Source organism: uncultured Methanobrevibacter sp., assembly GCF_900314695.1.
In the GTDB taxonomy this organism is placed as follows: Archaea; Methanobacteriota; Methanobacteria; order Methanobacteriales; family Methanobacteriaceae; genus Methanocatella.
The window spans coordinates 27,977-48,897 of sequence record NZ_OMWD01000015.1 but is presented as its reverse complement, the minus strand read 5'-3'; the positions used below and the strand labels follow the sequence as shown (position 1 = coordinate 48,897).

Genomic DNA, 20,921 nt, shown 5'->3' with positions numbered 1-20,921 from the left:
ATATTTTAATTTTATAATTTAATAAATTTTTTGTAAAAAAGCGATTTAAAACATTTAAAACATAAACTATTTATATTAACAATAAAATAAATTTATACATATTTAATTTAATTATTATTACTTGTGGTGTAAACATGGTAGAAGTTTCAAAATTACGTAGTTTAGAGATTTATACAAATACAGGACATTATGTAGGGCGTGTTGAAGATGTTGTTCTTAATATTAGGTTAGGGACTATTTCAAAATTGCAAGTTAGGGCTATTGAGCAAGAAAGAAAACCTGCTGGATTCATGAATTCATTTTTAGGCAGTATTCGTGGGGAAGTGCCTGAAGAAAATGATATGAGGTCTTTTCAAAATGATGTTTTGACTGTTGATTTTGATAAAGTTCAAGCTATTGGGGATATTATGTTAATTAACCCAAGGGATATGAAAAAAGTAAATGCAGAACCACAAATCCCTGAGCCTGTAGTTCCAAAACAACCTGAAACTGAACCACAAAACGAAACTCAAGTCCAATTTGATGCTGAAAGATTATAATTAATCTTTCGCCAGTTCTTTTTTTTATAATTTTTATTAGATTTACATTTTATAGTGTGATTTTTATGAAAGTAGGTATTATAGGCTGTGGAGCCATTGCTAATATTATAACAACAAGCATTGTTCCAGAGAATAATGGTATTGAAATTGCATACTTCTTTGACAAAGATATTGAAAGAGCGGAAAACCTGGCTTCACTGGCTGGCGGTGTGGCTGCGCTTGATTTTGATGAAATGGTAAAAAATGTTGATTTGGTCCTTGAATGTGCTTCACCGGATTCTGTTAAACATTTTGCACCTAAAGTTTTAGGACAAGGTCGTGACATGATTATCATGAGTGTTGGTGCATTTATGGACATTGGATTTTATCAAAAAATAGAAAAAATCGCTAAACAGAATAATGCTAAAATTCATTTGCCGTCTGGAGCTATTGTGGGTTTGGATGGGATTAAAGCAGTTGCTAAATTTGGTTTAAAGGAAGTAAGCCTCGTTACCCGTAAATCTCCAAAATCTTTAGGTAAAACCATTGACAAAGAAGAAGTTTTATTTGAAGGAAAGGCATCAGAAGCAGTAAAGGAATTCCCATTAAATATCAATGTTGCTGCAACAATCAGCATTGCCTGTCAAAGGGACATTGATGTAAAGATAATTGTAGATCCGAATGTTGACAGAAATGTTCATGAAATTACTGCAAAAGGAGATTTTGGTGAATTTAAAACAACAACAATGAATTATCCTTGTGCGGCCAATCCAAAAACCAGTATGCTGGCGGCACTTTCAGCAATTAGATTGCTTAAAAGTTTTAATGAAACTATCAGTGTGGGAATGTAATGAAAGATTATGAAGTTTATTCGTCTTTGAAAGTCCCTAAAAACTCAAAAATCATTGTCAGGCTTGATGGTAGAAGTTTTCATAAGTTGGCTGATGATTTGAATTTAGTTAAGCCGTATGACGAGAATTTCTATAAGGTCATGGCTGATGTTTGTAAAGATTTGTTTAAAGAGTTTTCTCCAAGTTTTGTTTATACTTTTTCAGATGAAATAAGCTTGCTTTTAGATAAAATTCCTTTTGATGGAAGAATCGAAAAAATCAATTCTGTAATTGCCAGTTTCACTGCCAGTTCATTTGTAATGCATTATGGGGAGGATTTTAAAAAGCCTCCTGCTTTTGATTCAAGAATCATCCCAATTGCTGATGGGGATGTATTAAAATACTTTAAATGGCGACAGGATGAATCCTGGAAAAATTGCATTGCATCACATGGCATTTATTTCCTTAAATCTAAATATTCAAATAACGAAGCTAATGATAAAATAAATGGGCTTAAGTCAAGTGATATTCATGAATTATTGTATCAAAATGGCATTAATTTAAATGATGTTGAAACATATAAGAAAAGAGGAATTGCAGTATACAGGAAAAGTAAAAAAATAATCGGATTTAACAAAAAAGAAAATAAGGAACAAATTTCATATAGGACTTATGCTTACGTTGACTGGGATGTTCCAAAATTTAATGAAGAATTTTTTGAAAATATTATTTAGGTGAAAAAATGGGCTTTATTTCAAAAATTTTTGGAAATAATGATGAAGAATTTAATGAAGTTCGAGTAGATAGGGAAGTTCTAGAATCTGTAATCTATTATGCTAAGAAAGCTTATCCAAATGAATTTTTAGCTTTTTTTGATGGTGAAATAAATAATAAAATACTTTATATTACTGGTCTGATTTTTGTTCCTGGTGAAACCTGTGAAACTGGTGCTGTAGTGCATACTGAAATGATTCCTATGAATACAAAATATTGGGGATCAGTTCACTCACATCCGGGTCCTAGTGCAAGCCCATCTGATGCCGATTTGACAACATTTTCAAAAAATGGTTATTTCCATATGATTGTTTGCCTCCCATATTCTTTGGCGACATTTAAAGCTTATGACAGGTATGGTAATAATCAGGATTATATTATTGGGGATTATAGTTATTTGATTGAAGATAAATCTGATGAATTCTTTGATGAAGATGATGTCCTAAATGATAATGATGAGTTTAAGCCAGGACTTCTTGACGAAGACGATGATGAATTTTTCACAACTGATGATACTTTTGTTGACCACTATGAAGAATATGAGAAAAGAAACTTAAACAATAATCCTCAAGTAATAAAAATTGAAATCAATTCTGATGGTAGTGTGAAAAGAATTTATCGCGATTTTAAAAAATAGTCTTATTTTAAAAAAAATAAAAATAAAAAACAATAATGGTGAAAATCGTTTTTTATTTATAATTCAAGCCCAATAGCTTCGTAAACATTGTTCAATTCTTGGATTTCTTTGATGACATTTTGTGGAATTTCTTTATCTAAAGTTAAAATCATAATAGCTCTTCCACCTTGTTCATCTCGTCCAACTTGCATTATTCCAATGTTTACTTGGTGTTCTCCTAATTTGGTGCCAATACTTCCGATACTTCCAGGAACATCTTCGTATTTTGCAATAAACATGTGTCCTTCTGGAATAACGTCTACCCAATAATCATTTACTTTTAAAATTCTAGCTTCGTGTAAGTTTGTACCTTCGGCTGAGAATTTATCTTTTGAACTTTTAGCAGTTACTTTGATTAATGAGTCATATCCTTTAGCATTATTTCTTCTTCCTTCAGTAACGCTGATTCCTCTGTCTTTAGCAACAAGAGCAGCATTGACAGCATTTACCGGAGAACTTAAGAATGGATTTATTACACCTTGGAGTACAGTTCTTGTTAAAATTTCTAAATTATCAATTTCAGCTAATTCTCCACTGTAAACAATCTCAACTTCTTTAATTTTACCGTTGACAGCTTGAGATATGAAACTGCCTAATTTTTCACATAATTCTAAGTATGGAGATACTTCTTTGTATGTTTTATTGTCGATACGTGGCATGTTCAATACATTTTGAGGTGTTCCACCTTTGAACAAATCAATTATTTCATCAGCAACAATAATTGCAGCATCTCTTTGTGCTTCTTTAGTTGAAGCAGCAATGTGTGGAGTTAATACAATGTTGTCAAGTTCGAATAATTTTGAATCTTCAGCTGGTGGTTCTTCTTCATATACATCCAATGCAGCTCCACCAATTTTGTTGTTGACTAAAGCATCATATAATGCATCTTCATCAATAATTCCACCACGGGCACAATTTGTAATAAATGCAGTATCTTTCATAATTTCAAATTGTTCTGTAGAGATTAAATGTTTGGTTTCAGGGGTAAGTGGTACATGAATTGTGATGAAATCTGCATTTTTAAGCACAGTATCCAAGTCGGTTAATTCTACGCCCATTTGTTTTGCAACTTCTTCTGGTAAGTATGGGTCATATGCCATTGCATCCATTTCAAATGCTTTACATCTGTTTACAACTTGGGAACCGATTCTGCCCATTCCAATTACACCGAGAGTTTTATTTCTAAGTTCAACTCCCATGAATTTTTTCTTTTCCCATTTTCCATCTTTAACAGATTTATCAGCAATGGATAATTTACGAGCCATTGTAAGTAATAATCCCATAGTATGTTCTGCAACAGTAATTGATGTGGATTCTGGGGAGTTTACAACCATAATACCTTTCTCGGTTGCAGCATCGAGATCGATGTTGTCCACTCCAACACCAGCTCTTGCAATGATTTTCATGTTGTCTGCTTTTTTGATAATGTCAGCAGTAAGTTTTGTCCGGCTTCGGACAACAATTCCATCGTATTCATGAATGGTATTAGCTAATTCTTCAGGAGTGATGCTGGTATCAACAACGACTTCAGCTACTTCCTTTAAATTTTCAATACCTTTTTCGTTAATAGCGTCAGCAATAAGTACTTTCATTTTTTCACCATAATAATTGTTTTTAGAATGAATATTTAATAATAAATATTAGATAAAAATATGTTTTTTATTATATTTATAATTTTAAATATAATTCCATTAAGTAATATTTTTATAAGCATATTTCATAACTATTAATTGTTCATTGTCTTTTTTTATAAATGGACCTTGATAACAAACGGTGTGAAAAAATGGTGTCTTTCGAAGAATTTCCAATTTCAAGTTCAAATTATATTGCAGGATATAGAATTGTTGAGAATAAATGATTTGTATATGGTTTGTCAGTACGCGCAAGAGGTCTTGGGGGTGATATAGGTGCCGGTCTCAAAGGACTTCTTGGTGGGGAAATCAAACAGTATGTTCAGATGATGGAAGATTCAAGAGATGAATCTATTGAAAGATGTGTTGTTCATGCAAAAGAATTGGGGGCAAATGCAATTATTTCCATGAGATTGGACTCAGACAGCATTTCTCAAAATATGCAAGAAGTTTTAGCATATGGAACAGCTGTTATAATAGAAAAAGAAGGGTAATGATATGTTTTTTGATGATTTGAAATACAAAGAAAAAGTAATTCCACAGTGTATTTTAGGTTATGGTCCATTCATGGCCGAACCTTATTTTGGGCACAGATCCAGACTTTATCAAATTGATTTATATGATAATCCTCAAAATATTGCTGATGTAATCATAGGCTCTTATAACAATGGTGTAAGAGCTATAAATCTTGTTAATGATGATAATCTACTTAAAGCATATGATATTGCATCTGAAAATGGATGTGAAATGAAAGTCATAGCTACAATTGGAAAAAGTGATGTGGATTATCTAAATCCTAATTATGATATTGCAAAAGAAGTGGATTGGGATGAGGATATTGAGCTGTTTTCAACCTATGATTGTCCGGTAATGCTTGTTGATGAGTTTATTGTTGATGGGTATGATTGGAAGTTGACTTCAAAAATATTGTCTCAAATAAATGACACTGGTTCACTTTCGGGATTGGTTACTGCATTTCCATCAAAAACAACTGATTTTCTCAATGATAATATTGACACTGATTTATTTGATTTTTATATGATTCCATACAATTCTCTATCTTATATGATGGATATAAGTGCATTTAATAAAGCTCAAAGGCAGGAATTTATTCAAAAAGTAGTCAATTTAAATAAAAAAATTATTGCTTCAAGAGTTTTTGCAGTTGGCGTTTTGAAACCACAGGATTCCTTTGAATTTTTCAGGAATGTTGATTTTGTTGATGCAATCGCTCTTGGAGTGGCTAGCGTGGATGAAGCAAAAGAAGATTTTTCTCTTTTGAGGGAATATTAGAATTTTACAACTTCATATTCTTCAAAAGGAACTAACTTTTCTTCTTCAAGGGAGTCATTTAAGGCTTTTAACCCATTAATCAAATCTTTTATATTTTTATTTGATGGTTTTTTACCTGTAATTTGCAGATATTGTCTTGGACTAATGTTGCAGTATTCACATTTGAAATTGCAGCATCTGTCTTTTTCTTCGCATCCGTATCCTTCCTGGTTTTCATCTGTTCCAATTACGATGTCATCCAATATTCTGGATACTCTTTCATCGGATGCGAACATGGCTATTTTCTGTGTTTTTCCACATATTCCAATAGCTTTTTGACCTGCATAATTACAAACCCATTTGATTGGGTAATTTTCCATATCGCTAATGCTTAAATTCTCCATTTTGCCACCTAATTTTCTTTTCTCTCTTTAATCATTTTCAATAATTCTTTTGAATTTTCAAATTCCTTCAGTTCCCATGATTTGATTACAGGTATGGTTCCGATAGATTCTTTTATCTTTTCATTATTGATTATGAACACTGGTTCGGATGTTGTCACCACAGACAAATCCTTTAGGGGAACTGCCATTCTTTTCAATGTTTTTTCAGTCCTGTTTTTTTCAACATTCGCCATTAATGGGGATTGTTTTTCTGAAGTTTTCATCTTAGCCACTGCATCAAAAGGACTTTTGTTTGTTGAAACAACACCATATCCTAACTTTGATAGGTCAAGAGTATCATCAACATTGCTGAATTCAATATCTTCCTTTTGCGGTTGTTTCAATAAATCAATATCGAGTGTTACTTTTGTATTTAAAATCTCTTCTAAAATCATGGCAGTTTCAGTATTGGCGCGAACAATTTCGTTTTCATATTTGTACATTGTCGCCCTTGAAACATGGGCCAAATCCGCCAAGTCTTTTAGGGATAATGAATACTCCTCACGATATTGTTTTATCACATTGCCGTCAATCTTAACAAAATATCCTCCTCTGTCCGCCAGAATTTCAGGATATTCATTATAAAGAATCATGTTTTTCAAGGTTTCAAAGCCAATGGTGGGAATGTCGTATCTTTCGTAGATTACTCCCTCTTCTAGAAAACCGTTTCTTGATCTTTCTCCGATAATGATTGGGGAAGCAAGAAAAATATTGGCCAATTGTTTCATTTCATGAGCGTTTGTCTCATTGATGCTGTCTATATTTTGAAATGTTTTTAAAAGTAGGATGAGTAGTTTTTTACGTGCCACTATATCGAAAGAACCTTGGTCATAAATATCTGAAGTTTTATAACCTTGGGATTTTAATAGTTTTTCAATATTATGTAACAATTGGCTTCTAGTTAACATATTAACTTACCTCTTTGTAAACTATATATTCTTATAACTGTAATATATGTTATTATTTGAAGGTGATTGTAATTAAGTATTTATATATTGGAATAGATGATACGGACTCTCCCGATGGGATGTGTACCACTTATTTGGCAAGTCAGATAATTAATGAATTTAAGGATAATGCGATAGAACTTGTTGACTATCCTAGGTTAATCAGGTTAAATCCGTTTGCAAGATTCAAAACTCGGGGAAATGGTGGGGTCAGTTTAAAAATTTTAAATAATGAAAAGGCTGATTTGGCTCGAGAAATCGTCCTGAATGAAGTGGAAAAGCTATCGATGTTTGACTGTGACAATACAAATCCTGGCGTAATTTTTTATGATGGGGAAATCACTGAAGAAATGGAAAATTATGCATTTAGAGCCATTTATGAGTTCATTACAATTGAGGAAGCAGAAAAATTTGGAAAATCTGTCGGTTGTGAAATTCATAAATTCAAAAAAGGCAGGGGGATTATCGGATCAATTGCTGCAATTAGCTTGCCATTATCTGATTATACTTATGAGCTGCTTGCATATAGAAGTGCGGATAATTATGGTACAAAACGTCAAATTGATTATGAATCAGTTTATCTGATGGATAAAGAAACATTTCCGGATACTTTTGAAAATATTGACTATTCAGAAAATTACATTGCCATAGAACCAAAAACTCCATGTCCTGTTTTATATGGTATCAGATCAAATAATGTTGACTCTTTGCATACTGCCAAAAACATTGTCAAGGTTGGGGAACCTATTGTTGATTGGTGCATTTTCAAAACAAATCAGCATACAGATATGCACATCCAGAAAGCAGATAATATTTCAGACATGAAGCAATATGGATGTTATGAAGTTATTGGTGAAGTAAAAAATGTGCCTAAGATTATAGATGGAGGGCACATGTTCTTTTTCATCTTCGATGAATCTGGCGAGATTGAATGTGGTGCTTATGAGCCAACAAAAAATTTTAGAAAGATAGTTTCCAATTTACGCCCTGGTGATGTCATTAAGGTCTTTGGAGGGATTGGGGAGCAAAATACATTTAACATTGAAAAATTTCAGATGTTAAAATTAAATGATGTTGAGTATCAAAATCCAATATGTGCATGTGGAAAAAGAATGACTTCTGCCGGGAAAAATAAGGGATTTAAATGCAAAAAATGTGGAAAAAAGATTACATCTGACAAAAAAGTTCCTATTAAAATCACTAGAAATTTAAAAAATTATCAATTTTATGAAACACCAGTTTCTGCAAGGCGACATCTTTCAAAACCTATTTGTAGAATGAATTTAATATAAATGGGCTTTTTTTATTTATTTATATTTAATTTGACTGTTTTTAATTAAAATTTTTTTATTCACTTTATGTGAACTTTTGTTTAATTTATACTAATTTTTATTCATATTTTTAGAACTTGTGGGAACTAAATCATATGGATTTATATACTTGTTTTTTTAAAGTATGCTTATCACATGTTAATGCATGTTGGGTGGGAGTGGGTACAATTCCAGATACTAATCATATTTATCGTGAAAAGACTGATAAGAGAATCTTGAAGAAAAATCCGTGGAAGGATTATAGATTACATGCTACTGTACTTGTTTTAGTGATTATTGCTGAGTTAATAGGTCCTATTAAAATTCCCTTGGCAAAAGGTGTTGAAGTTTCAATAATGCCTCTTTTATATGCTATGGTTTTAGGTTTGGTGTTTTATTTGGCAAAACCTATTACATGGATTCAAAGAAAGCAAGCTAGGGTTGCTGAAGGAGCTATGATGTTATTCATAGGAATACTAATTGCTAAGTTGGCTGTTTCCAGCGGTCAATCAATGCATTTGATTTTTGAAATGGGGCCTGCATTGTTGTTACAGGAATTAGGGCATTTGGCAACACTTCTCATCGCACTTCCTGTTGCTATACTTTTAGGATTTAAAAGGGAAGCTATTGGTATGACAAACTCTATTGGTCGTGAACCGGAAGTTGCAGTTGTTGTTGATAAGTATGGATTTAATTCTCCTGAAGCAAGAGGGATTTTTGCATTATTTATCATAGGTACGATGATTGGTACTGTGTTTATTAGTTTTTTAGCAAGTTTAAGTACTTCTTTATTGCCTTTGCATCCTTATGCATTTGCTATGGCTAGTGGTGTAGGTAGTGCAAGTATGAATGCAGCTGCTTTAGGTCCAACTCTTGCGGCATTCCCTACATTGGAAACAAATATCGAAGCTTTTGCCGGATTCAGTAACTTGCTTTCATTTTCCATTGGGATTTATATTGTGATATTTATCGCTCTTCCTTTGACTGAAAAATTATATTATATTCTGGAACCCAAAATAGGAAAATCTTCCGGAGATGGAAATGATAATAAAGATGAAGAAACAGCTGGAGGTAAATAAATGCCTGATTTGCTTGATGAATCTGTTGATGTGTCCGTTGAGGGCATCTTTAATTGGATACTTCTATTGGCAATATTTTCTATAATCACTGTTATTGGGAATTATATAGGTTATAAACATCCAATTTATGATTCCTTAGTTGGTATGGGTATATTGTCTGTAATTACTTTAATCGGTGTTTGGTTAGAGCGTAAACTTCCATTAAATATTTCTTCAATTATTTATATTAGTCTAATTGGAATTTTCATTGCTTTTCCAGGAGTTCCAACTTCCGAAGCAGTTTTGTATTATGTTTCAAAGGTTGAATTATTATCCATTGTAACTGTGTTTTTAGCCTATGTTGGAATAGGTATTGGAAAAAGTTGGGATGAGTTTAAGGCACTTGGTTGGAAAGCGATTATCGTTACTGTTTTAGTTATCGCATCCACATACCTTGGATCAGCAATTGTTGCACATCTAGTTTTAGTTATTACTGGAGTTCCAGTATAACAATCTTATTTTTTATTCTCATTTTGTGTTTTTTATTATAAATTTATATATTTTTATTCTCATTTCGTGTATTTTTAAAAAGTAAATGCTATTAATTTAAATATAATAGGTTTAGTAATCTATTAATATTGAGCATTATTGATTAATTTTTGGTGCTGGTTTGGGAGTTGGCGATTATTCCGATGCATGATGATGAGGGGCAAGTGGAACATATTTACCGTGAAAAAACGGATAAACGAATTTTAAAGAAAAATCCATGGAGAGATTATAGATTACATGTTACTGTACTTATTTTGGTAGTCGTAGCCGAATTAATAGGCACTCAAAAAATTCCCATAACTGGTGATGTTGCAATCACTATAATGCCTCTGATTTATACAATTGTTTTAGGTTTAATATTTTATTTGGATAAGCGCATTACATGGATTAAAAGAAAACAGGCTCGTATTGCTGAAGGGGCTATGATGCTTTTCATTGGTGTTCTAATTGCTAAGTTGGCTGTTTCAAGTGGCCAGTCAATTCATCTGATTTTTGAAATGGGGCCTGCATTGATATTGCAGGAAATAGGACACTTGGCAACTATTCTTGTACTTCCTATTGCTTTACTTTTAGGATTTAAAGAAGAAGCAATTGGTATGACTAATTCCATTGGTCGTGAACCGAATGTTGCTGTTGTTGTTGATAAATATGGTTTTAACTCTCCTGAATCCAGAGGGGTATTTGCAATATTCATTATTGGTACTGTAATTGGTACTATATTCATCAGTTTCCTTGTTACTTTATCATTGTCATTCTTGCCATTGCATCCATATGCATTTGCTATGGCAAGTGGTGTGGGCAGTGCAAGTATGAATGCGGCAGCTATTGGTCCTACTCTTGCAGCTTTTCCAGGATTGGAATCACAAATCGAAGCGTTCGCAGGATTCAGTAATTTGCTTTCATTCTGTGTAGGTATTTATATTGTAATATTTTTGGCACTTCCTTTAACCGAAAGGGTGTATCGTTGGTTGGAACCAAAAATTGGAAAAGATCCAGTTGAAAAGGAGGATGAATGATGACTGATTTGATAGATGGATCTGAAAATGTTTCCGTTCATGGAATTTTTAACTGGATATTACTGTTAGCGATATTTTCAATCATTACTGTAATTGGAAATTATTTGGGTTATAAACATCCTATGACTGATTCTTTAGTTGGAATGGGAATACTGTCCCTTATAACTCTTGTGGGGGTATGGCTTGAAAGGTATTTACCATTTAACATCTCTTCAATTCTTTACATAAGTATAATTGGAATCGTATTGGCATTTCCTGGAATGCCGACTTCTGATTTCGTATTATATTATGTTTCTAAAATAGAGCTTTTATCTATTGTAACTGTATTTTTAGCATATGTCGGTATAGGAATGGGTAAAAGCTGGAATGAATTTAAGGCTTTAGGTTGGAGAGCCATTGTTGTTACAGTTTTAGTTATTGCAGCTACTTATTATGGTGCAGCAATTGTAGCGCATATAGTATTGGTTGCAACCGGTGTTCCTGCAATCTAATTAATTTTTTTCATATTCTTTTGAAAAATTGTTTTACATCGTAAGTTACTATTTAATACTACTTTTTACAAATACTAAATAAGGTGTTTTATGTTTTTACAAAATATTTCTAAATTTATTTCAAACTATAGATATGAACAGGCAACTGTAGAATCCATCACTACTGTCAAAGCAGCTTTTTTAGACTTTTTTGGAGTAACATACAGAGGATCTGTTGAGGATGCTTCAAATATAGCCTTTAACACAGTTGAAGAAATATTTTCTGGAAACTTAAATTTAAATTTAAAAGCGTCTGTTGTGGGTAGAAAAACAAAAACCAGCATATTGAGTGCCGCATTTTTAAATGGTGTTGCAGCACATGTGCTGGAATTGGATGATGGTCACAGGGGTGCTCAAATTCATTTGGGTGCGGTTATATTTCCAACTGCATTGGCTATTGCTGAAAGTCATGATTTAAGTGGAAAAGACTTTTTGGAAGGTGTTATTGTCGGATATGAAGTTGGAATTTTGCTTGGAAAACTGGTAAATCCTGAACATAGGAACAAAGGGTTCCATACAACAGGCACTATAGGAACATTTATTGCAGGTGCAGTCGCTTCAAAATTATTAAAGCTTGACGAAAAGCAAATTTTGAATGCTTTGGGATTATGCGGAACTCAGGCTGCAGGTCTTTTAGAATCAGATCATGGTGGATCAATGGGTAAGGCATTGCATGCTGGAAAGGCTTCTTATAATGGGCTGTTGTCTGCATTGCTTGCAAGAAATGGTTTTACGGGCAGTGAAACAATATTTGAAGGTGATGAAGGATTCTTAAAAACCATGGTATATGATAATACTGATTTTGACCAAGATAACTTTTCATTTGAAAATGCCCTAAAAGAAGTCGGAAAAGTTAGGGTAAGGGACATCTACTTTAAAAAATATCCGTTTTGCAGACATTTGCATTCATCAATCGACACAGCATTAAAACTTAAGGCAAGTATAGGTGATGAATATGATCACATTGAAAACGTGGCTGTCAAAACATACGAAATTGCTGCCGAACATGATAATTTCAATCCAAAGAATCTGGAAGAGTTAAAACAAAGCTTGCCTTATGCTGTAGCTATATCTCTTGTGGTCGGTGAAGTAAGTGTTGATAAGATAAATCAATTAATTGAATATGGCCTTTTGGATAATTATTCCAGCGTGGATGTTGTAAACAGCATTAAAAATATTGCAAATAGGATGATTGTCATATCTGATGATAAGTTAAATCAATTATATCCGAATAAGAGGCCTTCTAATGTCATCATTAAATTGGATAAACAATTTAGAAACGGATTGTTCCAGAATCTTACATTGCTTCCAAAAGGTGACTTTGAAAATCCTCTACAATTAAGGGAATTGATTGACAAGTTCAAAGGTTTGAATCCTATTTATGATATAAAAAATTTAACTGTTATTGATAGATTGGAAGATTATTCCATGGCTTTTGTTGTTGAAAAATTGAATGGGCAGATATTATGAATGATACAAAAGAATTTCTCAAACAAATTGGTATCGAAGAGACTTACAAAGATTTCCAATCAGATAAGCGATTTAAAGATGGCGGCCAATATCGCTTTGAAGTTCCTGGAATTCAATCACCAAAAACAATGGATGCGCTTTTAGAGGAATCAATTAAAGAGGATATTTTTATTCATAGGGTTACTCAAACCAAGGGAATAATGATGCTGGGTGATTATGAGATTTCAGAAATGGTCTCCTTGGCAAAGGGTTATGGATGTGAGTTATTCTTATCAGTAGGTCCAAGAGCAACCTATGACACTTCAGCTACCGTTCATACCAAAGAGGGCAGTCGGATTGGATATAGGTTAAGAGGTTATGATAATCTGGTTTATGCTGTTGAAGATGTTAAAAGAGCCTGCAGGTTAGGTGTTCGGGGAATATTGTTGTATGATGAAGGACTGCTTTGGGTTTTAGATAAAATGAGAAAAGCCGGAGAACTTCCATTGAATGTTCATTTCAAATTATCCGCTCATGCAGGTCATTCCAATCCTGCCTCAGCAATATTGCTTGAAAAAATCGGTCTTAATTCACTGAATCCTGTTCGAGATTTACAAATTCCAATGATTGCATCCATCAGAAATGTAATCGATATTCCAATTGACTTGCATACCGAAAATCCAAAGTCTACTGGAGGATTCATAAGGCATTATGAAGTACCGGATTTCATTAGGGTAGCTTCTCCAGTTTATCTTAAAACCGGAGGTTCGGTTGCAGCCAATCATAATTGGGACACTACTGAAAAAGAAGCTATAGCACGTATAAAACAAGTTAAATTAGTCAAAAGGGTAATTGATGCATACTGTCCTGATGCCATTCCATCTCCAAGAAATTCCAATAATCTGTCTGTTCCTGAGTGATTTTATGGATATTGTTAATGATATTTCTAAATCTATTGTTGAAGCTTCAACTAAATTATCCGATGATAAATTGAGAGCTCTTGAAAGGGCTATTGAAATGGAAACAAATGAAAATGCTGCATGGTGCTTATCACAAATTTTAGAAAACTATAATGTTGCTCAAGATACCAAGTTTCCATTATGTGATGATACTGGAATTGCCCATGTCATTGTAGAAATAGGCTCTGAAAGACAGATTACTGGGGAGCTATTAAGTCAGATTCATGAAGGAATAGAATTGGGTTTAAATTCCCTTCCTGCAAGGCCAATGGCAGTAAAAGGAAATGACATTGAAAGAATTGAACAAAGTGAAGGTTTATTTGAAAAACCGGGAATGCTTAAGCCAGCGCCTATTTTGATAGATTGTGCAAATGATGAATCTACTTACAAAAGAGATATTTCGCCGGATACTCTAAACATTCATTTTTTGCTTGAAGGGGGAGGTCCTGAAATAAGAGCCAAAACATTGAGAGTTTATCATAAGCGTTCTTTTTCCAATGTGATTTCAACAGCTGGCGGGTGGTTAAACGATTCATTGAAGATGTTGGGATGCACTCCTTCAATTCCAGCAATTGGCATTGGAAGGACACATTTTGAAGCAACATCTCTTTTGTTAAAGGCAATAGCTTATGGTAATTTGGATAATCAGAGCGATGTGGAAAAATTTGTTTCATCCAAGTTAAATGAAAGTCAAATAGGTCCTTTAGGTTTGGGAGGAAAAACAACTGTTTTAGGTTCATATGTAAATATTGGAAATCAAAGGGCAAGTGGCGTTAGAATAGTTTCAGTCAGGCCTTCTTGTTTTGTTGAACCGAGAGTTGCCTGTTTGAAATTGTAAAATTTATATACTTTATTCATATATGTTTAATTAATTAAAAAAGGATAAGAAAATCATGAGTGAAAATAATTTTAGAGTCAGTCCTCGTTCATTAAAAACTACAATTTCTAAAGTTGAAACGGATAAAATTATTACTCGAGGATATAATCAGAGAGATTTGATTGAAAAAATAAGATATAGTGACATGATTTATTTATTGTTGAAAGGAAAATTGCCTTCTATTAAGGAAGGAAAAATATTCAATCATGTCCTGGTTTCTTTTTGTGATCATGGTGTTACTCCGCCAAGCACTCAGACTGCACGTTTGGTTGCTTCATCAGGCTCTCCAATTAATTCAGCAGTTGCAGGAGCATTATTGTCCTTCGGCCATAAGCATGCTGGAGCTATCCAAAAAACAATGGAGTTATATCAATCTAAAATTAACTCTTTGTATTTAACTGAAGATTCTGCTCTTGACAATAAGCAGATTGCAAGTTTAGCCATTGATATTTATAATGAATATATTCTGGGAGAAAAAAAGATTCCTGGTTTTGGTCATAGGTATCATAATGTCGACCCAAGAGCTGATAAATTAATGGACATAGTCATAAAGGAGGGCTTTGTCGGACCTCATATCAAACTTGCATTGGCAGTTGAAGATTTGGCATATCAAAAGAAAGGAATTAGATTGAATGTCGATGGTGCAAATGCAGCGATTCTGTCAGATTTGGGTTTTGATCCTGAAACTGGTCTAGGAATATTTATCATTGGAAGAATTCCGGGTATTATAGCACACATCAATGAAGAGAAAATGGAAGAAGAGGAATTCAGAAGATTCTGTGATCTTGATGATATAGAATATTATGGAAGGTGAAAAAATGGAATTTAGTGATGTAATTAATGAAAGGTACAGTGTTAGAGGATATCTTGATAAGGAAGTTGAAAAAGAAAAACTTGAATATGTTTTAAAAGCAGCTACAATTGCGCCAACAGGCGTTAATGCACAGCCATTTAAGGTATTTGTCATTGATACTAAAAAATATAAACAAGAATTGTCTGAGATTTATGGAGCCAAATGGTTTGTAGAAGCACCATATGTATTGTGTGTTGTTGCAGAATTGGATAAGGCATGGACAAGGCCATGGGATGGAAAAAACATTTCTGATATTGATGCAACAATAGTTATGGATCATATGATTTTGGCTGCTACAGATGTAGGTCTCGGCACATGTTATATTGGAGCATTTAAGAAAAATAAAGCTCATCAATTTTTAAACTTGGATGAAAATGAAGAAGCAGTACTATTTACTCCATTGGGATATGGTAATGCTGAACCAAGAGACACTCCAAGAAAAGAGTTGGATGAATTTGTTGTTTACATAGATTAAAATGAAACTTTTTATTTTAAGTGCAGATAGCTCTGAAGAGATAAAAAAAATTTCAGAGAAGTTATCTGAGAAAAAATTTATAATGATTGAAAGTGAAGATAATTTTGCTTTAATGAAAAAAAGAAGGTATGGAAATTTATTAATTCAGGTTGTCTGCTTAATTTTGGCTTTGCAGGTATCAATGCTATTTTTGTTTATTAATCTTGCTTATTTTGCATATTCATATCTCTGGGCATCTCCCCATGTATTGATTACAACTGAAAAAGTCGGGGAAGATGGTGAAAAGCTTGAATTTGACAGCATGGATGATGTATTGAATAAGGCAAATGCTATTTTATAATTTCATCCACACTATATTCTTCTATTTTTCTTATCAGCAGCGGACTTTTTGCATTGAGGTATTCTGATTCTTCACCTATTTTGGCATCAGAAAATACTTGGTTTGCGTTGGGTTCGCTAAATAATGCTATGATGTCATTTATAAATTTATCATAATCCTTTTGAATTTCCTCATTGCTAAAACCTAATCTGGGAAGTTCTTCAGTCCAAATGTCTTCTCCAGGAGAGAATTTTTTATCAACTAATTTGCCGTTTTTGATTTCACTATCCAATGTAAGTGAAAAATTTTTATTTAAAATTATCCAAACTGCTCGTTCCATATATATTCATTAGATAAAATGATATAAATATTATGAAGTTGATATTAAAATTAGTGTTATTATGGCAAATGTTAAAATGTTTAAAATATTGGGTGTGTTGTTGGCCGTAATGTTGATTGTTTGGGCTTTGTTACCAATTTTAAGACATCAACCATTAACTAATGATGTTATGGCAACTACAATTATATTGATTACGATTGCTATTGCATATTTGATAATATTATTCAATCCATCTTGGACCAAGGCAGTTTTCTTTTTTGAGGGGATTGTAATTGGTGTCAGCGGATATATGTTATTGGATTATCCATTTAATATAGAACTGCTTATAGTTGGAGTAATAATAATTATAATAGCTATCCTGGCTTATTTACAAAAATTACCTCCTAGTATTTTGAAATGGTTCTATAGATAAATTATTTATCTTTTATTCTTTTTTTTATTAACAATTTTTATATACATTTTGTATTTTGAATATCTTTTTTTAATCTAAATTAAATTTCAGCTATTTTTACTAATATTAAATAGTAAAAGATATATATATTGCACAATAAAAATAAGTGTACCATGGTGATTAATTATGGCAGAGATATCAGACGCAATCGCAATGATAAAAAAAGCTGAAGCTGATGCTGAACAACTTATTATTGATTCAGAGTCTCAATCTAAAGACTTAATTGCTGAATCAAAAGTAAAAGCTGAAGAAATCATTTCTCAAGCTAAAGGTGAGGCAGAAGATGAAGCTAAAAATACTGTTTTTGATGCAGAAGATAAAGCTAAGGTAGAAGCAGAATCTATTGCCAAAAAGTCCGATGAAGATGTTGCTAGCATTAAAAATGCTGCTATGGCTAATGTAGATGAAGCTGCTTCAGTTATTGTCAAAAATATTTTGTAGTGTGAGATTATATGTTCAAGACAGCTAGAATGCGTAAAATTAGAATTGTTACACTTGATAAGTATGTAGCTCCGACTGTGGATGCTCTCCACGAATCAGGGCTTTTACAAGTCAGTGATATTTCTGATAGCGTTCAGCAAGATCCTGAATTAGCGGAATTAGTTACTCCTGCTAAAGCTACTCCATACACTGGTAAATTATCTTCACTTCTCATGAAAACAAATGGTATATCTGAACTATTAGGAAATTCTTTATCAGAAGGCCATGGGTTAAAGGACACTTTAATGTCTTTTATTAGTCCAGACATGCCAGTTCAAAAAGAAGTTGAGAAATTAGATACTGAAGCTTTTATTGAAAAAGCTGAAGACACTCTATCCCAGGTGGAAGCTAAAACAAGTGTTATAGAAGGAAAACTTACCGCACTCGACACTGAAACAAGTGAACTCAAGTCTAATAAAAGTTTGGCTAATCGCTTATCTAATTTTGACATGGATTTAGCTCTTTTAAAAGATTCAAAGTACACTTCTACTACTGTTGGAAGGATTAATGCTGAATCTACTTCAGAAATCAAAAATAAATTAAGTAACTTGACAGATGAATTAGATGTATTTACTGTTCCTGCGGATGATAAAGAAGGAGACATTATCGTTGTAGTAACATTAAATGAATTTAGTGATGAAGTTTATTCAACACTTCGTAAATATGACTTTGAGAAAATTGAAATAGGTAATGTTGAAGGTACTCCTCAACAGGTTATTTCAAATGCTGATGCAAGATTATTAACCATTGAATCAGAACGTGCTTCAATTAAAGCTGAATTGAAAGCCGTTGCTGAACAGTGGGATGATGAGATATTAGCTCTCAAAGAACAATTAGAAAATGAAAAAGAAAAGAATGAAATTCTTTCATCTTTTGTTCAAACTAAAGATGCTTATGTCTTTGAAGGTTGGGTACCAAAAAAAGACACTGAAAAAGTTGAACAATTAGTTGAAAAAAGTTCTGATGGACATTGTGCCTTTGAAACAATAGAGGTTGAAGGTACAGATGATGAAGATGTTCCTATTTTACAACAAAATGGATGGTATTCAAAACCTTTCGAATTCCTCGTGGATATGTACTCACCGGTACGTTATAACTCTATGGATCCAACAATTTTTGTTGCAATTACATTCCCGTTCTTCTTCGGGTTCTGTTTAACTGATGCATTTTATGGTTTATTCGTATCTCTTATTGGTGTTGTTTTATTACGTGGTTTAGGTAAAACCAGTGATTCCATGAATGCATTTGGTTGGATTTTAATCTGGTCTGGTCTGTGGGCCGTTGTACTGGGTTTGATAACCAATGGATGTATTGGGGATTTCGCTAGTAGGATTTTACATACTAAGTTGCCAACTGTATATGGACCTGTTGACGCATTTAAACACCCAGATACTATTTTGAAAATAGCTATCGGTATTGGTGTTGTTTATACTAACATTGGTTTTATCTTAGGTGCTATTAACAACTTTAGATATGGAAATGTTAAAGAAGCTATTGGTTCTCAAATTTGTTGGTTTATATTTGAAGCTGGAATTATTTTACTCGCTTTAGGATATCTCATACCTTCAATAGGTATTATTGGTATGGTATTAGGTGGAGTATTAATAGTTGTAACCCTTGGAATGTTAATATGGGCTAATGGTGCATATGGTGTGATGGATGTTTTCGGTTTCATGGGAGATGTTTTATCATATGCTCGTCTTTTAGCATTATGTTTGGCTACAGGTGGTATTGCTATGACAGTAAACATCTTGGCTGTAATGGTTGATCAAATGATCCCTATGGTAGGTATAATCCTTGCTATAATCGTATTTGTATTTGGTCATATCGCAAACTTCTTGTTCCAAGTATTAGGTGCATTTATTAACGCTTTACGTCTTAACTATGTGGAATTTTTCTCTCAATTCTTCATGGAAGGTAAAGGTAAATTCGAAGCTTTCAAAGCAAAAAGGACATTTACAAAAATTAAAAATTAAAAATTTTTCATTTATATCTTAAATTATATTTAAAAATTGATATTATTTCAAAGGTGAATAAATATGGCAGAAATAGGATTAGGTGCTGCTTTAGCAGCTATTGGTGCTGGAGTAGCAATTGGTTTTGCCGGATTAGGTTCCGGTTTAGGTCAAGGTATGGCAGCTGCTGGTTCTGTAGGAGCAGTTGCAGAAGATAACGACATGTTTGCAAGAGGTATTATTTTCTCTGCATTACCAGAAACTCAGGCTATTTACGGTTTCTTGGTTGCAATCTTATTATTAGTATTCTCAGGTTTATTAGGTGGAAATGCAACTAAATTAACTTTAGAAGCAGGTATTATTGCTATCGGTGTAGGTGCATCCATTGGTTTCGCAGGTTTAGGTTCCGGTATGGGACAAGGTATCGCTGCAGCATCTTCCGTTGGTGCTATTGTAGAAGACAATGATATGTTTGCTCGTGGTATTATTTTCTCTGCATTACCAGAGACACAAGCTATTTACGGTTTCTTGATTGCTATTTTACTTATGGTATTCGGTGGAATCTTATAAGTTAAGGAGGCAATTTATATGAGCTCAGGCACAGATAAAATTGTTTCAAGCATTATGTCTGAAGCCCAAGAGAAAGCTGATGTAATCATTCAAGAAGCTAATGCAGAAGTTGCGACAATTACTGCAAAAGCTGAAAAAACCGCAGAAACTGAAAAAACCAAAATATCAGAAAATGGTAAAAAACAATCTGAAATGAGATATCAGCAAATTATCTCTGAAGCTAAGATGAATGCTCGTAGAGCAGAATTAGGCGCTAAAGAAGAAGTCATTGAAGCTGCTTTCGCAAAAGCTACTGATGAACTGAAAGCTAAAGCTGCTTCTGGTGATGATGAATATGAAGATTCATTAAGTAAAATGATTAAAGAGGCTGCTGATGAAATAGGTAGTAAAGATTTAATTATTCAATTAAATGAAGCTGACACTAACAATATAAAAGGTCAACTTTCAGGAAGCTCTACTTTCCAAGTTGAAGATATCACTTTTACATTAGGTGAACCTATTGATGCTATGGGTGGAGCTATTTTAAAAACAAGTAATGGTGATATTGAAGTAAATAACACTATTGAAGCTAGATTAGATAGATTTAAAAGTATCTTACGTAGTGAAGTTGCTGAAATATTATTTAAATAATTAGGAGGA

25 protein-coding genes and 1 pseudogene are annotated in these 20,921 nt (G+C 33.1%); 22 read left to right on the top strand and 4 right to left on the bottom strand.

The features are described 5' to 3' along the window. Positions 1-134: 134 nt before the first annotated feature. The 4 genes from QZN45_RS06510 to QZN45_RS06495 all read left to right on the top strand — a co-directional run bounded on the left by QZN45_RS06510 (position 135) and on the right by QZN45_RS06495 (position 2,759). Complete coding sequence (locus tag QZN45_RS06510; RefSeq protein ID WP_292606798.1) at positions 135-539, top strand: PRC-barrel domain-containing protein; 405 nt, start codon at positions 135-137, stop codon at positions 537-539. 65 nt (positions 540-604) lie between these two features. Further along, complete coding sequence (locus tag QZN45_RS06505; protein WP_292606800.1) at positions 605-1,369, top strand: aspartate dehydrogenase; 765 nt, start codon at positions 605-607, stop codon at positions 1,367-1,369. After that, positions 1,369-2,082, top strand: coding sequence for a tRNA(His) guanylyltransferase Thg1 family protein (locus QZN45_RS06500; protein ID WP_292606802.1), 714 nt, complete (start codon positions 1,369-1,371; stop codon positions 2,080-2,082). The genes QZN45_RS06505 and QZN45_RS06500 overlap by 1 nt, the downstream gene beginning before the upstream one ends. An 8-nt stretch (positions 2,083-2,090) precedes the next feature. Further along, positions 2,091-2,759, top strand: a complete 669-nt coding sequence (locus QZN45_RS06495) for a Mov34/MPN/PAD-1 family protein (RefSeq protein ID WP_292606804.1) — start codon at positions 2,091-2,093, stop codon at positions 2,757-2,759. Positions 2,760-2,815: 56 nt separating this feature from the next. On the opposite strand, the gene serA is transcribed toward QZN45_RS06495, so the two are convergent. Further along, positions 2,816-4,390: a phosphoglycerate dehydrogenase gene (gene serA, locus QZN45_RS06490; RefSeq protein ID WP_292606806.1), complete on the bottom strand. Its 1,575-nt coding sequence runs from the start codon at positions 4,388-4,390 to the stop codon at positions 2,816-2,818. 191 nt (positions 4,391-4,581) lie between these two features. Here serA and QZN45_RS06485 point away from each other — a divergent pair. After that, positions 4,582-4,923 (top strand): annotated as a pseudogene (locus tag QZN45_RS06485) (heavy metal-binding domain-containing protein). A 4-nt stretch (positions 4,924-4,927) separates the two neighbouring features. After that, entirely contained in the window at positions 4,928-5,722 is a 795-nt protein-coding gene (locus QZN45_RS06480; protein ID WP_292606808.1) for a hypothetical protein, read from the top strand. Here QZN45_RS06480 and QZN45_RS06475 read toward each other — a convergent pair. Both QZN45_RS06475 and QZN45_RS06470 read right to left on the bottom strand, forming a co-directional pair. Next, a complete protein-coding gene (locus QZN45_RS06475; protein WP_292606810.1) occupies positions 5,719-6,105 on the bottom strand; it encodes a hypothetical protein in 387 nt (128 codons plus the stop codon). The genes QZN45_RS06480 and QZN45_RS06475 overlap by 4 nt on opposite strands. Before the next feature lie 8 nt (positions 6,106-6,113). Continuing rightward, positions 6,114-7,052 (bottom strand): transcriptional regulator, encoded by a 939-nt coding sequence (locus QZN45_RS06470; RefSeq protein WP_292606812.1) that lies wholly within the window; start codon positions 7,050-7,052, stop codon positions 6,114-6,116. A 62-nt stretch (positions 7,053-7,114) separates the two neighbouring features. On the opposite strand from QZN45_RS06470, the gene QZN45_RS06465 reads away from it, so the two are divergent. The 11 genes from QZN45_RS06465 (at position 7,115) to QZN45_RS06415 (ending at position 16,507) form a co-directional block, all read left to right on the top strand. Continuing rightward, on the top strand, positions 7,115-8,383 hold the full coding sequence (locus tag QZN45_RS06465; protein WP_292606936.1) for a tRNA(Ile)(2)-agmatinylcytidine synthase: 1,269 nt from the start codon (positions 7,115-7,117) through the stop codon (positions 8,381-8,383). A gap of 134 nt (positions 8,384-8,517) precedes the next feature. Next, positions 8,518-9,480, top strand: coding sequence for a DUF3100 domain-containing protein (locus tag QZN45_RS06460; protein ID WP_296811924.1), 963 nt, complete (start codon positions 8,518-8,520; stop codon positions 9,478-9,480). Then, complete coding sequence (locus QZN45_RS06455; protein ID WP_292606817.1) at positions 9,481-9,969, top strand: hypothetical protein; 489 nt, start codon at positions 9,481-9,483, stop codon at positions 9,967-9,969. 182 nt (positions 9,970-10,151) lie between these two features. Then, the gene (locus QZN45_RS06450; protein WP_292606820.1) at positions 10,152-11,024 is read left to right on the top strand and encodes a DUF3100 domain-containing protein; all 873 of its coding nucleotides are present in this window, start codon (positions 10,152-10,154) and stop codon (positions 11,022-11,024) included. Then, positions 11,024-11,515 (top strand): hypothetical protein, encoded by a 492-nt coding sequence (locus QZN45_RS06445; protein WP_292606822.1) that lies wholly within the window; start codon positions 11,024-11,026, stop codon positions 11,513-11,515. Before QZN45_RS06450 ends, QZN45_RS06445 begins: the two co-directional genes overlap by 1 nt. A gap of 90 nt (positions 11,516-11,605) precedes the next feature. Beyond that, a complete protein-coding gene (locus QZN45_RS06440) occupies positions 11,606-13,024 on the top strand; it encodes an MmgE/PrpD family protein (RefSeq protein WP_292606825.1) in 1,419 nt (472 codons plus the stop codon). Next, positions 13,021-13,923 carry a peptidase gene (locus QZN45_RS06435; RefSeq protein ID WP_292606827.1) on the top strand — a complete coding sequence of 301 codons (903 nt, stop codon included), beginning with the start codon at positions 13,021-13,023 and terminating at the stop codon, positions 13,921-13,923. The genes QZN45_RS06440 and QZN45_RS06435 overlap by 4 nt, the downstream gene beginning before the upstream one ends. 4 nt (positions 13,924-13,927) lie before the next feature. Continuing rightward, on the top strand, positions 13,928-14,800 hold the full coding sequence (locus QZN45_RS06430) for a fumarate hydratase (RefSeq protein WP_292606829.1): 873 nt from the start codon (positions 13,928-13,930) through the stop codon (positions 14,798-14,800). A gap of 55 nt (positions 14,801-14,855) precedes the next feature. Continuing rightward, a complete protein-coding gene (locus QZN45_RS06425; protein ID WP_292606832.1) occupies positions 14,856-15,653 on the top strand; it encodes a citryl-CoA lyase in 798 nt (265 codons plus the stop codon). Positions 15,654-15,657: 4 nt separating this feature from the next. Continuing rightward, positions 15,658-16,167 carry a nitroreductase family protein gene (locus QZN45_RS06420; protein WP_292606835.1) on the top strand — a complete coding sequence of 170 codons (510 nt, stop codon included), beginning with the start codon at positions 15,658-15,660 and terminating at the stop codon, positions 16,165-16,167. Position 16,168: 1 nt separating this feature from the next. After that, entirely contained in the window at positions 16,169-16,507 is a 339-nt protein-coding gene (locus QZN45_RS06415; RefSeq protein WP_296811920.1) for a hypothetical protein, read from the top strand. Here QZN45_RS06415 and QZN45_RS06410 read toward each other — a convergent pair. Beyond that, positions 16,497-16,826 (bottom strand): hypothetical protein, encoded by a 330-nt coding sequence (locus QZN45_RS06410; RefSeq protein WP_292606840.1) that lies wholly within the window; start codon positions 16,824-16,826, stop codon positions 16,497-16,499. The genes QZN45_RS06415 and QZN45_RS06410 overlap by 11 nt on opposite strands. A 61-nt stretch (positions 16,827-16,887) precedes the next feature. On the opposite strand from QZN45_RS06410, the gene QZN45_RS06405 reads away from it, so the two are divergent. From QZN45_RS06405 to QZN45_RS06385, 5 genes are all read left to right on the top strand, one after another. Further along, positions 16,888-17,238 carry a hypothetical protein gene (locus QZN45_RS06405; RefSeq protein ID WP_292606842.1) on the top strand — a complete coding sequence of 117 codons (351 nt, stop codon included), beginning with the start codon at positions 16,888-16,890 and terminating at the stop codon, positions 17,236-17,238. Between the two features lie 165 nt (positions 17,239-17,403). Next, entirely contained in the window at positions 17,404-17,718 is a 315-nt protein-coding gene (locus tag QZN45_RS06400; RefSeq protein ID WP_292606844.1) for an HrpE/YscL family type III secretion apparatus protein, read from the top strand. Between the two features lie 11 nt (positions 17,719-17,729). Further along, positions 17,730-19,733, top strand: coding sequence for a V-type ATP synthase subunit I (locus QZN45_RS06395; protein WP_296811917.1), 2,004 nt, complete (start codon positions 17,730-17,732; stop codon positions 19,731-19,733). 63 nt (positions 19,734-19,796) lie between these two features. Beyond that, entirely contained in the window at positions 19,797-20,282 is a 486-nt protein-coding gene (locus QZN45_RS06390; protein ID WP_292606848.1) for a V-type ATP synthase subunit K, read from the top strand. An 18-nt stretch (positions 20,283-20,300) separates the two neighbouring features. Continuing rightward, the gene (locus QZN45_RS06385; protein WP_292606850.1) at positions 20,301-20,912 is read left to right on the top strand and encodes a V-type ATP synthase subunit E; all 612 of its coding nucleotides are present in this window, start codon (positions 20,301-20,303) and stop codon (positions 20,910-20,912) included. Positions 20,913-20,921: the final 9 nt, after the last annotated feature.